Annotated in this window: 12 protein-coding genes; 5 read left to right on the top strand and 7 right to left on the bottom strand. The window is 66.6% G+C overall.

What is annotated here, in order from left to right; genetic code table 11:
• Window positions 1–63: 63 nt before the first annotated feature.
• Window positions 64–984 carry a metal-dependent hydrolase gene (locus K6V06_RS02430; protein WP_222239999.1) on the top strand — a complete coding sequence of 307 codons (921 nt, stop codon included), beginning with the start codon at window positions 64–66 and terminating at the stop codon, window positions 982–984.
• An 80-nt stretch (window positions 985–1,064) separates the two neighbouring features.
• On the opposite strand, the gene K6V06_RS02425 is transcribed toward K6V06_RS02430, so the two are convergent.
• A complete protein-coding gene (locus K6V06_RS02425; RefSeq protein ID WP_222239998.1) occupies window positions 1,065–1,673 on the bottom strand; it encodes a bifunctional 2-polyprenyl-6-hydroxyphenol methylase/3-demethylubiquinol 3-O-methyltransferase UbiG in 609 nt (202 codons plus the stop codon).
• Between the two features lie 155 nt (window positions 1,674–1,828).
• Here K6V06_RS02425 and K6V06_RS02420 point away from each other — a divergent pair, with 155 nt between their 5' ends.
• Complete coding sequence (locus K6V06_RS02420) at window positions 1,829–3,577, top strand: ABC transporter ATP-binding protein (protein WP_222239997.1); 1,749 nt, start codon at window positions 1,829–1,831, stop codon at window positions 3,575–3,577.
• 30 nt (window positions 3,578–3,607) lie between these two features.
• On the opposite strand, the gene K6V06_RS02415 is transcribed toward K6V06_RS02420, so the two are convergent.
• From K6V06_RS02415 to K6V06_RS02400, 4 genes are all read right to left on the bottom strand, one after another.
• Entirely contained in the window at window positions 3,608–4,912 is a 1,305-nt protein-coding gene (locus K6V06_RS02415; protein ID WP_222239996.1) for a HAMP domain-containing sensor histidine kinase, read from the bottom strand.
• Complete coding sequence (cqsA, locus tag K6V06_RS02410) at window positions 4,896–6,215, bottom strand: alpha-hydroxyketone-type quorum-sensing autoinducer synthase (RefSeq protein WP_222239995.1); 1,320 nt, start codon at window positions 6,213–6,215, stop codon at window positions 4,896–4,898. The genes K6V06_RS02415 and cqsA overlap by 17 nt, the downstream gene beginning before the upstream one ends.
• Before the next feature lie 269 nt (window positions 6,216–6,484).
• Window positions 6,485–8,260 (bottom strand): alpha,alpha-trehalase TreF, encoded by a 1,776-nt coding sequence (gene treF, locus K6V06_RS02405; protein WP_222239994.1) that lies wholly within the window; start codon window positions 8,258–8,260, stop codon window positions 6,485–6,487.
• Between the two features lie 246 nt (window positions 8,261–8,506).
• On the bottom strand, window positions 8,507–9,070 hold the full coding sequence (locus tag K6V06_RS02400; RefSeq protein WP_222239993.1) for a DUF4440 domain-containing protein: 564 nt from the start codon (window positions 9,068–9,070) through the stop codon (window positions 8,507–8,509).
• Between the two features lie 110 nt (window positions 9,071–9,180).
• On the opposite strand from K6V06_RS02400, the gene K6V06_RS02395 reads away from it, so the two are divergent.
• Together K6V06_RS02395 and K6V06_RS02390 are read left to right on the top strand one after the other, a co-directional pair.
• Window positions 9,181–10,191 carry a LysR family transcriptional regulator gene (locus K6V06_RS02395; RefSeq protein ID WP_222239992.1) on the top strand — a complete coding sequence of 337 codons (1,011 nt, stop codon included), beginning with the start codon at window positions 9,181–9,183 and terminating at the stop codon, window positions 10,189–10,191.
• A 647-nt stretch (window positions 10,192–10,838) separates the two neighbouring features.
• A complete protein-coding gene (locus K6V06_RS02390) occupies window positions 10,839–11,189 on the top strand; it encodes a YggL family protein (RefSeq protein WP_222239991.1) in 351 nt (116 codons plus the stop codon).
• 202 nt (window positions 11,190–11,391) lie between these two features.
• Here the strand turns inward: K6V06_RS02390 and K6V06_RS02385 are convergent, their stop codons facing one another.
• Window positions 11,392–12,330, bottom strand: coding sequence for an AraC family transcriptional regulator (locus K6V06_RS02385; RefSeq protein ID WP_255581538.1), 939 nt, complete (start codon window positions 12,328–12,330; stop codon window positions 11,392–11,394).
• 58 nt (window positions 12,331–12,388) lie between these two features.
• Here K6V06_RS02385 and K6V06_RS02380 point away from each other — a divergent pair, with 58 nt between their 5' ends.
• Window positions 12,389–12,808 carry a putative quinol monooxygenase gene (locus tag K6V06_RS02380; RefSeq protein WP_222239990.1) on the top strand — a complete coding sequence of 140 codons (420 nt, stop codon included), beginning with the start codon at window positions 12,389–12,391 and terminating at the stop codon, window positions 12,806–12,808.
• Window positions 12,809–12,865: 57 nt separating this feature from the next.
• Here K6V06_RS02380 and K6V06_RS02375 read toward each other — a convergent pair whose 3' ends face one another.
• Window positions 12,866–13,843, bottom strand: a complete 978-nt coding sequence (locus K6V06_RS02375) for a LysR substrate-binding domain-containing protein (protein ID WP_222239989.1) — start codon at window positions 13,841–13,843, stop codon at window positions 12,866–12,868.
• Window positions 13,844–14,112: the final 269 nt, after the last annotated feature.

Raw genomic sequence — 14,112 nt, 5'->3', positions numbered from 1 at the left:
ATACTGCACAAGCCCCCCTGCTGGGGGCACTGGTGTCAACCCGCGCGACAGCGAGGAACGCCCATGCACTTGCTACGTCCCGTCCTGCTGGCTCTGCTCTCGGCGGCCAGCGCCCTCCAGACCGGCTGTGCCTCCCCGGGGAACGACGGTAGTGCGGCCACGGCTTCCGCTGCAAGCTTGGTTGCGCCGTCGGCCGCAAGGCTGCCACCCCGGGCCGCCGCCGCCGTGACCGGCAAGACCGAAGTGCTCTGGCTAGGCCAGGCGGCGGTGCGCATCACCAGCCCCGGTGGCAAGGTCATCGTCATCGATCCCTGGCTGACGGGCAACCCGAAGACACCCCCAGCCTTCAAGCCACTGAGCGCGATCGGCAAGGTCGATCTGCTCCTGGTCACCCATGCACACGCCGACCACCTGGGCGATGCGCCGGCGCTCGCAAAAATGCACAACGTGCCTATTTATAACGGCGGCGGCATGAGCCGGACGTTGGTCAGCCTCGGCCTGGTGCCCGACGCGCTATCGCAGCGGTTCAACAAGGGCAGCATGGTGACGCCGTTCGGCCCGGACGGCATCCGTATCGTTGCCGTGCAGGCCGACCATTCTTCGGAAATGGCGTGGAAGAACCCGGCCACAGGCAAGGAGGAGACCCACTATGGCGGCGAGCCGGTCGGCTACATCATCGAGCTGGAGAACGGCTTTCGCATCTGGCACATGGGCGACACTGCGATGTTCGCGGACATGCGGCTGATCGGCGAGCTGTATCGGCCTGATGTCGTGTTGATCCCGATTGGCGGTCATTTCACCATGGGGCCGGAGGAAGCGGCGATCGCCGTGCGCGAATTGATCCGGCCGCGGTTTGCCATTCCCATCCACTACGGCACCAGCCCGAACGCCCGCGGGACGCCTGAACAGTTCGAGGCGGCGCTTGGCAAGGACGCGGCGACGCGCGTGGTCGTGCCGCAGCCCGGAGAAACGGTCGCGTTCTGACGCGCGTGCTGCGGCGGAAAGAGCCGGGTCCAACCGACCGACGCCATTTCGCCTCGCACGACACAGGCAAACGACGGCCGCTATTGCGGCTTTCTCAGTCCCACCAGGCTCCAGTGCACGTCGGGCCTGCCCATCATGTCCTGTCGGGTGCCGCGATGGCAGGGCTGCAGGCCATGCCGGCCGCCCAGCACGAGGGTTTCCTCCGCCGAGACATCGAACATCCGTCTGCCCTCCGGCACCGGGCCGTGCCTGAGCGACAGGATCGCCACGCCGCCGGGCGCGAGCAGCTCGGCCAGCGATGCCATCCCCTCGGCGCGCTCGCCTTCGTCCAGATGCATCCATACGGCGCTCAAGAGCATCAGGTCAAAGCGGCGTGCCGCCTCGCGCAGGCGGTTCAGCGCCGGCAGGGAGTCGTCGGTCCATTCGATCGGCATGCCCGCATGCAGGCGCTGGCCTTCGGCACGCAACGCGGCGGTCGGCTCCACCGCCACGACGGTGTGTCCTCGTGCGGCCAGCGCGGCGGCATCGCGCCCGGAGCCTGCGCCGATATCCGCGGCCATGCACGGCTGCGGCGGGATCAGATGCAGCACATGACGATGGACGTCCTCGAAGCGCAGCGCTTCATAGCGTTGCGCCAGCAGGCTGGCGTGCGTGTCGTATCCCGCGCTGCCGGGGACGGGCGCTGTCATGGCGTCTCCTGAGTGGATGGTCTCGTGGTCGGAGAGAATAGCAGTTTGGCCTGCATGCCACCTGCGGTATAGCGACGCACCTTGATGCACATGCCGCACGGCATCCGTTGCCAGCCAGCCGGTGCAGGCCCTGCACCAAACGGAGCGATGACTGAATGACGCAGTTCGATTCCAACCTGCCGCCGCGCGCCCGCGCCATCGGCCTGGGCAGCGCCGCGAGCGAACTTTACCGGGCGCTGTGGCGTCACGCGCAGGGGGTACGTGCGCAGCTGCTCGGCGCCTGCGGCCTGTTGTCGGCGGCACAACTGCTGCGCCTGACCATGCCGTGGCTGGCGGCCCAGGCGATCAACGCCCTGCAACGGGGCGACCTGGCCAACGCCGGCCGCTGGATCGTCTATCTTGCCGGCATCTACCTGCTGTCCTGGCTGCTGCACGGCCCGGGCCGGGTGCTGGAGCGCAATGTCGGCGTGCGCGTGCGCGAGCGCCTGGCCGACCAGCTGTACGCGCGCATCGCGGCCGCGCCGCTCGCCTGGCGCGACGGCCGGCATTCCGGCGAGCTGCAGCACAGGGTAGTGCAGGCCAGCCGCGCGCTATCGGACTTCGCGCAGAACCAGTTCGTCTACCTGCAGAACATGTTCAACTTCGTCGGTCCCCTGGTCGCGCTGACCTTGCTGTCGAAGACCAGCGGGGCCATCGCGGTGACGGGCTACATCGTCGTTGCGCTGATCATCCTGCGCTTCGATCGCACGCTGATGCAGCTGGCGCGGGCCGAGAACGATGCCGAGCGGCGCTATGCCGCCGCGCTGCTCGACTTCGTCGGCAATGCCGGCACCGTGATCGGCCTGCGGCTGCAGCGGGCGTCGCGCAAGCTGCTGGGCCGGCGCATGGAGGCGATCATGGCGCCGCTGCGGCGCGCGGTGATGGTCAACGAGGGCAAGTGGTTCGCGGTGGACCTGCTTGGCATGGGGCTGACCTGGATCCTGGTGGTGGTCTACGTACTGCAGGAGCGCCAGCCGGGACAGGCGGTGGCGCTGGGCACGGTCTTCATGATCTACCAGTACGCGCAGCAGGCCGCGTCGGTGGTGGGGTCGATGGCGGCGAATTTCCAGAGTTTTGCCCGCATGCATACCGACTACGAAAGCGCCGAGCCGATCTGGCAGGCGCCGGGCGACCCGGACGAGGCCGTGCCGGCCGTGGTGCCGGACGCGCCGTGGCGCACGCTCGCCTTGCGCGGCGCCAGCTGGCGCTATGCCGACGACGCGCGCGGCGGTCTGCACGAGGTCGACCTGCAGCTGCAGCGCGGGACCAGGGTGGCGCTGATCGGCCCCAGCGGCGGCGGCAAAAGCACGCTGCTGCGCACCCTCGCCGGTCTTTACCGGCCGCAGCAGGGCAGCCTGCTGCGCGATGGCGCGCCGATCGACTGGTCGGAACTGCGCGGCCTGGCCACGCTGATTCCGCAGGAAGCCGAGGTGTTCGAAGCCAGCGTGCAGGAGAACCTGACCTTCGGCGAGCCGGTCGAGCCGGCCGCACTGCAGGCGGCGGTGCATACCGGCGGGTTCGACGAGGTGCTGCAGCGCCTGCCCGATGGACTGGCCAGCCCGATCACGGAGCGCGGCGGCAATCTGTCCGGTGGCCAGCGGCAGCGCCTGGCGCTGGCCCGGGGCGGCCTGGCGGCGCGGGGCAGTTCGCTGCTGCTGCTCGACGAACCGACCAGCGCGCTCGATCCGCGCGCCGAAGCCCGGGTCTTCGACCGCATGCACGAGGCGTTTCCGTCGGCCTGCATCGTGGCGTCGGTGCACCGCCCGAGCCTGCTGGCCCGTTTCGATACCGTGGTGGTGATGGAGGGCGGCCGGGTGGTCGACGCCGGCCCGCGCGACGAGGTGCTGGCAAGACGCGGTCACTGAAGGTGCCGCCGGTGGAGCGGGGCAGTCCCTTCAGTCCTTCGGCCGGGGAAATTGCAGTTCGAACTCGGTGAATTCGTGCTCGACCGAGCGGCAGGAAATGGAAGCGCCCCAGCTGCGCAGCACGTCCCGGCAGAATGCCAGGCCGATGCCGGTGCCCCGATGCGCCGGGTAGGTGAAGAAGGGCTGGAACATTCGGGCCAGCACGTGGGGCGCGACGCCGGCGCCGGTATCGCGGAACAGCACATGGACGCTGCCTGGCCGGTTCTCGCAGCGGATCGCAATGTTCCCCTTGCCCGCCCGCTTGATGGCTTCCACGGCGTTCTTGGTCAGGTTGGTGATGACCAGTTCGAACAGCTGCGCGTTGCCCACCACCATCACTGGCTCCGCGCATTCGAGCGTTACCAGGTCGTGATGGCCACGCTCGAACGGAAAGCGCCCGAGGCTCTCCCGTATCGCCGCGACGAGGTCGAACCGTTCCTGCGGGGCCGCCTTCGGGTCCTTGGAGTTGGCCACCAGGAAATCGATGCTGCTGTTTACGTGCGCGAGGTCGGTCTGCAACCGGCCAATGGCCTGCAGCAGCGCCTGCCGGTCCGCGGCGTCGGCCTTGAGCGCGGGCGGCAACCGGTTCTTCAGTCCCGCCGCGGTCATCATCAGGCTGGTCAGCGGGGTGCGCAGCTCGTGCGCGACGGTGGCCAGCGCCACCGCCATGCCGCGCCGCTTCTGTTCCAGCAGCAGCTGACGGTCAAGCTTGATGACGAACAGCACCGCGATCACGAAGGCGATCACCGGCAATTGCAGCAGCAGCGAGTCCCATGGAATGCCGGCCACCGAATTGCCGGCGACCGCAAAGAGGGCGAATGCGGCCGCGGCGCCCGAGAGCAGGGCGATGGTGGCGAACGCCGCGCTGAAGTGGTAGAGCACCACCACCGCGATGATCACCGATTCGGCCCACACCAGCGACCCGTGATTCTCCAGATAGAGAAAGATGAAGGCGAACGGCATCCCCACGGTGATGGCGACCAGCGCATACGCCGGCAGCCACCGCTTGTGCGAGAGGGCGGAGGCGAACAGCAGCGGCACGAACAGTGCCGTGCAGATCAGCCGCAGCCAGATGTTCTCGTAGGGCTGTGGAAAGACATAGGACCAGATGACGTAGTAGAGCGGATGCCCGATGACGCCGAGCGCCCCCACCATCTGGATGCGGCGCAGCCGCGCCACGCTCTCCTCGTCCAGCAACGTGGTTCTCGATGCCGTCTCGAAGACGGCGCGCGAAGCCTCCCTGGCAAGCCGTGCCAACAGCGATCCGCCTGCGGTTTGCTCATGCGTGGCTTGCATCGTGCGCTTCTGAATTCCTGCTGGGTAATGGCATGGCACCGTCTGGGGAGTTTGCCTGGCCGCGGCGCGCCCGGCGCGTCGAGGACCATTCGGACAGCCTGACTTCGTCCCGGATCGCGGCCAGGACCGAGATCAGACGGTCGACATCGGAGGCAGAGAGTTTCGCATGCAAGGTCAGGCGCATCAACGCCCGGTTCTTGGGCGTGGCCGGCGAACAGAACACCGCCCCGAAAATCCCGCGCCGCTGCAACGCGTCGCGCAGCACCATCACCTGCGGCTCGGTGCCCGCTTCCAGCCCGATGATCTGCTCGCTGCCGTCGCTGATGTTGTAGCCCAGTTCCGTGATTGCCGCGCGGGTCGACCGCGTGATCTCGTGCAGGCGCGCCCGGCGGTCGTCGGCACGGGCGATGAAGTCGGTGGCGGCGTCGAACCAGGCGATCTCGTGCCGCAGCAGACCCGAGCTGAAGATGGCGGGACGGGCCTCCACGGCGAAGAATTCCTTGAACGCGGTCGAGCAGGTGACAAAACCGGCCCGGCCGGCGAAGGCCTTGGCCAGCGACGCGGTGCGGAAGTGCACGCGGTCGGACAAGCCGAGCGCCGCCACCAGTCCGCCGCCGGAGGGCCCATGGGTTCCCAACGAATGTGACTCATCCACCACAATAACCGATCCGGTCCGTTCGGCCACCTGGACGTACTCCTCCAGCGGGGCGACGCTGCCGGTGGTGCTGTAGACCGAGTCGACCATGATGACGCCCGGACCCATCCGCTCGATCTGCCGCAGCGCGTGCCCGAAATCGTTGTGGCGGATCGGTACGGCCTGCGCCCCGGCGGCGCTGATGCCTTCCCACAGCGACGCGTGGCCGTTCATGTCGATATAGACGGGCACACCGGGCCCGGCGATGCACTGTACCAGCCCGACATTCGCCGCCCACCCGGACTGCGCGATCAGGCCGTCCTCGGCCTGCATCAGGGCCGCCAGCTTGCGCTCGACCTGCTGCTGCGGCGTGTCGCCATGACGAAAGACCGACGACATCAGCAGCTCGGGCTCCTCGTTGAGCAGGGCCCTGGCCTGGGCCTGGACCAGCGACGGCTCGCCGAGCAGGCACAGATAGTCGTTGCTGCTCAGATGCAGCGCGTCCGGCCCCGGAATGCGGCCATGCAGGAGGTGGTCGCCTCCCCAGAGCTTGCCCATTCGCTCGACAAAATGGGCGTCCATTCGCTTCGAAATCCACGGCGGCAACGGCGCGGATTTGCCACGGCTGGAATAGTGGGTTGCACCGGAGTGCAGATGGGCAAGCGACATCGGTTGTTCTCCACATAGGTGTGCCAATTCGAGGAGGCACGGATCGGGAAAGCTTGAGGGGTAAAGCCAGAACCCACAGTTCTTTCCCGCTCCCTGTGGGTTCCAACCACCAAGGTTAAAGATGCTTTAAGTCGGGCATTGTCGCTGAATACCGACAGCAGTGAGGGCCAGACTGGAGGAGGGGGCGAGCGTATCGACGGGGCGGGCCGGAACCACAGGGGAGCGATGTCACGCCAATGCTTCGGCTGATGGCCGCGCCACGCCGTCCGTCAAGTGCCGATGCCGGGCAGCGGCGCCGCGCTTGCCAGGGAGTCGGGATAGGCCTGCAGGAGCATGGCCGTCACGCCATTGGTCCACCCGAAGCCATCCTGCAAGGGGTACTCGCCGCCGCCGCCGCCGACCGCCCGGGCGGGGTTGCGACGCAGGCGGTATTTCTCCACCAGCTTGCGTTCTCGCCGGTAGAGACTGCTCACCGTGACCAGCCATCGGTGGGCAATCGCGCGGGCGAGGTCGTGGAATCCGTAGCGCCGCAACCCCTCGACGGCGATCCATTGCAGTGGCGCCCAGCCGTTGGGGCGGTCCCACTGCTCGCCGGAGCGCAAGCAGGTCGTCGCGAGTCCGCCCTCGCGCAGCAGCTGCTCGCGCACCGTCGCGGCGATGCGCGCTGCCTGCTGGTGGGAAGCCAGCCCCACGAACAAGGGCATCAGCGTGGCCGCCGTCAGCCCGGGTCGCTGCATGCCGCGCTGCCAGTCGAAGTCGACGAAGGCGCCGCTGGCCGGGCGCCAGAGGTGGCGCTCGATGGCACGCCGGCGTGCATCGGCAAGCGCCGCGTAATGGTGGGCACCTTGCTCGTCTCCCTGACGCTCGCTCAGCTGCGCAATGCGGGTTTCGGTATGCCAGAGCAGGCAGTTCAGATCGATCGGCAGGATCGCGGTGGTCCTGATCGTCGGCATCCCGAGCGGCTGTCCATTTTCGTCCGCGTCCAGCCATCGGGAGCTGAAGTCCCAGCCCGATTCCGCCGCGGCCCGGATATCGCGGAACACCAGATGGTGGGGCCGTGCGCTGCGCTGCGCGGTCGTCAGGTCTTCGACGAAGGCCTCTTCCCGGGGACGCGCATGGTCGTCCCAGTACCGGTTGAGCAGCGTCCCGTCTTGCAGGCGCACTGCGCGCCGGTGTGCCGTGCCCGGGTCGAGCCGCTCGGCGCCGTCCATCCACCACGCATGTTCGGCGCGCAGATACGGCAGGTACGAGCGCGCCCTGAGGACGCCATGCGCTTCGAACAGCTCCGTCATCAGCGTGAAGACGGGTGGCTGGGACCGGCTCAGGTAGTAGGACCGGGTGCCGTTGGGAATCATGCCGTAGGTGCCCAGCAGGTAGGCGAAATTGTCCGCCATGGCCCGGACCAGGTCGTGCCGGCCGCCGCAGACCAGTCCCAGCATCACGAAAAAGGAGTCCCAGTAATACAGCTCGCTGAAGCGGCCGCCGGGAACGACATAGGGCAGAGGCAGTGGCAGCAGCGACGATCCGGGGCGGTGCTCCACCGGATCGCGGGTCAGCACCGGCCACAGCGCTTCGATATGCCGGTGCAGGGTCTGGCCGGGAACCGAGACGTAGTGGCTGTCCGGCACCTGGCTGCGGGCGAAGTGCTCGGCGACGAAGGCCTGCAGGGAAAAGCCGGGCCGCTCGCGCAGCTGGCGATAGCGTCGCCGAATTTCCGCCGGCGGTGCGAGCGGCACGCAGTCCGGGAAGGTCTTGCTGTCCGCGAAGATGCCGCCGGTCTGCACGGCGACGAACAGCTCACGGTAGCGCTGCGCGGGAGAGACATCGTCCGGATCCGCGCATCCGCCCAGCCGGCCGGGATCGGGGCAGGGCAGCCGGGTAACCGCCGGTTCCGCTGGAACGGAAATCGGACCGGGCGGCACTGCTCCCGGCGGGGCGTTCGGATTGGGTCCGTCCGAGGCCGCGGTGGTGACGGCCGGCACCGCGTGCGGGATGCCGGCGCTGCCCTGCGGCCTTGGCGGATTCGAGGTCCTGTGGCTGGGCATCGGGCTGCTCCGGCGTATGGTCCCTGGTTCAGAGGTTGGAGATGTGGCAGTGTGTGGTGGTTCCGGGTTTGGCGGGTAGCCGGCGCGACGGGCCTCCCTCGCGACTCCCTCTCCCGCGGGAACGCAGGCAGGCAGGGCCCCATCCGGCTGCGTCGGTGTGCTCCCCTCTCCCGTTCCGGGAGAGGGGCGGGGGAGAGGGCATCGAGCGCCCCTCCGCCCGCGACCGCCGCCATGCCAACGCTCCCGTTATCCATAACGCCGCAGCCGCAGCCCCGCTTGCATCGCCTCCAGCGACAGATCCCCTCGCGCCAGGGCCGCGGCCTCCCGCACTCCCAGTTCATGCACCAGCGGGTCGGCGTGCCGGTGCGCCAGCTGCCATTCCCCGCCTTGCCGCCGGTAAACCTGCGTCACCCGCAGCGACCAATCCTGCAGCGGCAGGCCATGGACTTCCCCATGCTGCCGTTCGATGAAGACGAGGACGATCAGATCGTCCGATACATGGGTCTGCGCCACTTCCAGCCTCGCATCGCCATTGCGAAACAGGCTCGACATCCGTGCCAGCCGCTCGGGCGTGGCATGGAAGCCGTGTGTCGCCGCGCCGCCGAACGGCTGCATCAGCGTGAAGTCGTCGGCTAACCGGATCATCCGGAACCAACGGTCCATGTGGCCGGCATTGAAGGCGCGGGCCTGGTCCTGCGTGCGCTGGATCAGCGAGGATAGGGTGGAGGTTGACGGCGATGTCGGTTGCACGTCTTCAGCGGCCGATGCCAGGTGCGGGGGGCCGAACTGGCTGTGCTGTGTGGCTGTCATGGGATATCCAGATTGCTCGGCTTGGCTGGCCGATCCAGCTACGGCGGGATGCCGTATCGACAGAATCCATGCTTTCCGGGTCCTGAAGCCACCGATATGATTTCAGCAATATGCTGAATCGGATCGATCTTTCCCGCGTGGACCTGAACCTGCTCGTGCTGTTCGAGACGGTGATGGAGGAGCGCCATGTCGGCCGCGCCGCCGCGCGGCTGCATCTGACCCCGTCCGCCATCAGCCATGGGCTGGGCCGGCTGCGGCGGCTGCTTGGCGATCCGTTGTTCCTGAAGACCCCGCGCGGCGTCGTGCCAACCGCACGGGCGATGGAGCTGGCCGAGCCGGTCGCCAGGGTATTGCGCGATGTCCGCAGCCTGATCGAAAGCGGGGAGCCGTTCGAGCCGGCCCGCTCGGTGCGTCGCTTCACCATCGGCGCGCCGGACGCCGTGGCGGCGGTCCTGCTGCCGCCCTTGCTCGCGACGCTGCGCCAGTCGGCGCCTCACGTGGACATCGGCATCCGGCAATTGCTGCCGCGCCACGGCGAGCCATCGCCGGCTCTCGCGTGGCGCGATGCGCTGGCGGAACTGGAAACCCGGGCAATGGATGTCTGCGTCATGCCATATGGCGATCTCCCCGCGCGTTTCGTCTGCCAGCGGCTGTATCAGGAGGAGTTCGTCATTGCGATGCGGGCAGGCCATCCCTTCCTGGCCGCCGCGACGCTGCAGCATTACTGCACGCTGCAACATCTGGTCGTGTCCGATGCGGGCGACCCCTTTGGCTTCGTCGACGCCGTGCTCGCGCAGCATGGGCTGTCGCGGCGTGTTGCGCTGACGGTGCCCAACTTCCTGTTCGCGCTGGGGGTGCTGTCAGAGACCGACCTGGTGGCGGCACTGCCGCAACAACTGGTGGCCATGCATGGCGGCCGGTATGGCGTGGCCAGCGTCGCCGCACCGGTCCCGCTCGGACGCTTCGACATCAATCTGGTCGTACCGAAGGTCGCGCTGATGGACGCCGGCCTGGCCTGGCTCGTCGCGCAGCTTGCCGCCGCCAGCGAAGCGGTGCGAGGTCGGCCCCTGGCCGTCACCAAGGCCGGCAACCGGCGCGGCACGCCTGCCGCCCGGCAGTAGGGGACACCTGCCCCCCGTCTGTAATCCTGCTGTCATCGTTTGGTTGCAAGGCCTTGCGGAAAGCCAGGCGCCGATGCCGGCAGGAGGGAGGCAGACGCGTTCCAGTCGGCCTTCGCGGGTAGGGGAAACCGACTCTGCGGCTTTGTTGTAGACTGCGACCGCCTGATATCGAGCACCGTCCTCGATCGCGTCACCGTCGGAGCGATGTGCTTGATCGACCGCCAAATACACGGGTTCAGTTCCCTTGCCGGGGCGCGATGGCCCCAGCCTGGTGCGGAAGCAGCGCCTCGGGCGAGTGCTTCTCACACTAAACAGTGTCAAGTCATATCCCGGAAATACTCAAAATGATGGATTGGTTTCCAATAGTCTTTATCGTGTTCAAGGTTCTCGTGTTGGGCACCGGCATGTTCTTCGCCGTCAAGTGGCATTACGATAAAGGCAGGAAGAAATGACCGAATTTGCGGTCCCTCGCACGGGACGGGCGGTTTGCGCCTGTTGACTCCGCTTAAGAGGCTGGACAAAGGGCCCTGGCTTCCTGGATGCCGTCGGTGTCGTCCCCGGGTGGAGCGAGTCTGGCCCTGTGAAGCGCTCGTGACACTCGGGAACTGGCACAATTGCACCTTTCTCACCGAGCATCCAGGAATCCCATGAAGTCTCCCCGCCGCTACAACCACCGTCAACGCAAGAAGCTCCATATTGGCGAGTATCAGGAACTGGCATTCGAAGTGATGGCGGATATCGCCGAACCGGCTCGCCAGGGCGACCCCGAAGCGCTGCTTGACCGGTTCCTGCAAGACGCGATCGAGGCCAACGGTCTGCTGATGGCCGGCGCCATCGACAACGGCCAGCTGTCCGCCTATATCCTGCTGAACGCCGCGCGCGGTTCGGTCACTGCGGAGCAGCGCGAAGCGGTCGAGAAGTGGTTGCAGGCATCTGGCGACTTCGAGAACGTCCGGGTCGGGCCGCTGCGCGATGCTTGGTACGGGCTGGACCAGTAGTAATCGGTCCGGCGAAAGAAACAAGGCCCGGCATTGCCGGGCCTTGTTTCTTTTGTATTCGCATTTTGGGAACTGACGAGAAAAGTGCGGCCGTTAACGACCCACAGCGACACTCGTGCGCACGGGATCCATGGTCTTCGGGTCACTAAAAGAGCCGCCGGCACCGCATGACAGCGTGCCGTCCATTCGTGTCAACCCATCTCTACCGGTCCGATGCTGCCTGTTTGTCTTTGATCGGTGGTCGGCCGAAGATTCGGCTGTATTCCCGGCTGAACTGCGAGGTGCTTTCGTATCCCACTTCGAGAGCGGCCTGGCTCAAGCGTTTGCCTTTGGACAAGATCAGCCGGCGCGCCTCGATCAATCTAAGCTGCTTCTGGAATTGTAGTGGCGACAGCGATGTGATCGCGCGAAAGTGCTGGTGGAACGCTGCTCGGCTCATGCCAGCTGCCGCTGCCAGGTGCTCGATTCGTAGTGGTTGGGCGTAGTTCGCACGAAGGATCGCGACAGCACGTGCGATGCGCCGCACATGGCTATCGGGCAGGCCCAGGTTCCGGATGGCGCGGCCTTGGGGGCCCAGCAGCAACCAATGATGAATTTCCCGAACCACGCCATCCTTGAGCAACGCCAGCGATTCCGGGCGGTCCAGCAGCATGACCAGCCGACGCAGGGCATCGCGCAGATCGCCGCTGGTGTCGTGCGCGGGATGCGATGAATAGGCTTCGGACTCGCTCACCACCAGATCGGTGATCACGGCTGGGTCCAGGTCAAGCGCTAACGCGAGATAGGGGTTGGCAACGTTGGCGTGGCTGATCCGACTGGCAATCGGCACATTTCCGGTCACCATGAACATGTCTCCAGCGGTGTATGACGACACACCGCTGCTTGATGAGACCCGCTTGCGTCCCTGCAGGACCAGGCATACCAACGGATTCAACACCGTGTGCTCCACCTCACTCGGGGTGGTACGCTGGAACAGGTAAAAGCCCTGGACGGGCGTTACCGCCACGCCTTCCACCTGAGGGTGCGATCGCGTGTAGCGAAGGAGCGCATGCTTCAGTTCGTCGACCATGTGGAATTTGAACACATCCGTTTGCACGACCCATCGAGTCCAGACGATCAGGCAAGAAATATCGACGTTCAAGCATAGATCGAGGAAGTGCGAGCACGACACTACTCGCATTCAACCAGGAGACTCAAAGATGACCCATCTGCCGATCGATTCTCTCTCCCCTGCGCCGGAAATTGTCCCCCGACCGCACCGCGGTGTGGAGGTTCTTGGAGAGCAGGGTGCTGAAGGCCGCAAGGCATTCTTCATTCGGATCGAAGCCCGCCCCGGTCAAGAGGATGCCGTAGTCCAGATGCTGCGTGACATCCGGGCTTGCGTCGAGGATGAGCCCGCCACCGGCCCGTGGTTCGCTGCCCGATTTTCAGAGACCAGCTTCGCCATTTTCGAAGCTTTTCCCGATCTGGCCGGGCGCCAGGCACACGTGGAGGGTGGTGGCGGAGACATTTTCCGCGACCGCGAGCGGATGAACGCCATCCTGGCCGATGCGGCAAAGGTGCACCGTGTCGATGTGCTGATGAGCAAGGATTCCTTTTCTCATCTCCATCCACTCTGACGAGGCAGCATGGAACCGGAGAGTTCCGGTTGCCGCCAGGTCATGATCGATGAGTTGCTACCGAGGCGTCGAGGGCGACCGCACCACCGTCATCGCCCGAAGGTTGTCCAGCAGGCGCTTGACCGCCGCCGACAACGGCCGCTTGTCCCGCACCACCAGCTGCGCGTCCGCGGCCTCCAGAATTCGGTTGCGGATCGGCAGCGCCACCAGCTGCCCCGCGGCCGACTCGCGCACCACCACCAGCTCGGGCAGGAACGATGCGCCCAGCCCGGTGCTGGCGTAGTGCTTGAGCGCCGCGATCGAGTTCGACACCAATCCCGGGCGGAAGCGGACCTTTTCGCTGAATTCGACCATCTGGATCAGCTGCCGCAGGCCGAACCCGCCGGTCATCAGGCCCGCGGGACAATCCAGCAGGTCCGCAATGGTCAGCGGTCCACGCCGCTGGGCAAGGGCATGGTCGGGCCGGACCACCGCGCAGACCGGTTGGCGGCGCGAGGCCAGCACGCGCAGGCCCGCTCCCGGCGGCGGCGCGTAGGCAAGCCCGACATGTGCGCGGTCCTCGGCCACCGCCCGCACGACCTCGTTGACGTTCATCAGTTCGAGCGTCACGTCGATGCCGGGATAGCGCTGGCAGAACTGGTTGAGCACGGCGTTGATCAACTCGTCGGTGAACCCTTCGCCGGCCACGATATGAATCGTGCCCCGCTCCAGGCCCTGCAGTTCCCGTAGCCTCGCCAGCAGCGTCTCCTCGCCGGTCAGCCGCTCGCGGTAGTGATCCAGCACCAGCTGCGCGGCCTCGGTCGCGCTGACACCTCGGCCCCGCCGCTCCAGCAGCGTCGCGCCAAGCTCGGTTTCCAGCTGCTGGATCTGGCGGCTGATCACCGACGGTTCCACATCCAGTTTGTCCGCGGCGGCGCGAATCGACCCGCATGTCACCGCCGCATAGAAATACCGCAGCCTCCGCTCGCTCAAGCCCGCAGGCAGCGCGGTATCGCGTGCCGTCTCGCTTAGCGCGCCCCGTCCTCCATGTGCCATGGTCCGGCCATCCGTTGCCTAAAAAGCAACGATACCGTACAACGAATGCTATTGCTACTCCACCCGCGCCTTCGCAACAATGGGCCAAAGGTCCAGCCTTGCCCCGGTTTGCTCCCCTCTCCCGCATGCGGGAGAGGGGCCGGGGGAGAGCAACCGTCTTGCCGGTCAAGCGGAAAGAGCAGGATTCCAGGGGCAACGGTGCTTGGCCATGGCGTTGAGCATGCCAAGGACTTTTCGCATGGCTGCCACCAACGCCACCTTTTTGAGCT

Source organism: Cupriavidus sp. AU9028 (assembly GCF_019795295.1).
In the GTDB taxonomy this organism is placed as follows: domain Bacteria; phylum Pseudomonadota; class Gammaproteobacteria; order Burkholderiales; family Burkholderiaceae; genus Cupriavidus.
Note: the sequence above shows the minus strand (reverse complement) of the source record. Positions and strands in the feature narration are given on the sequence as shown.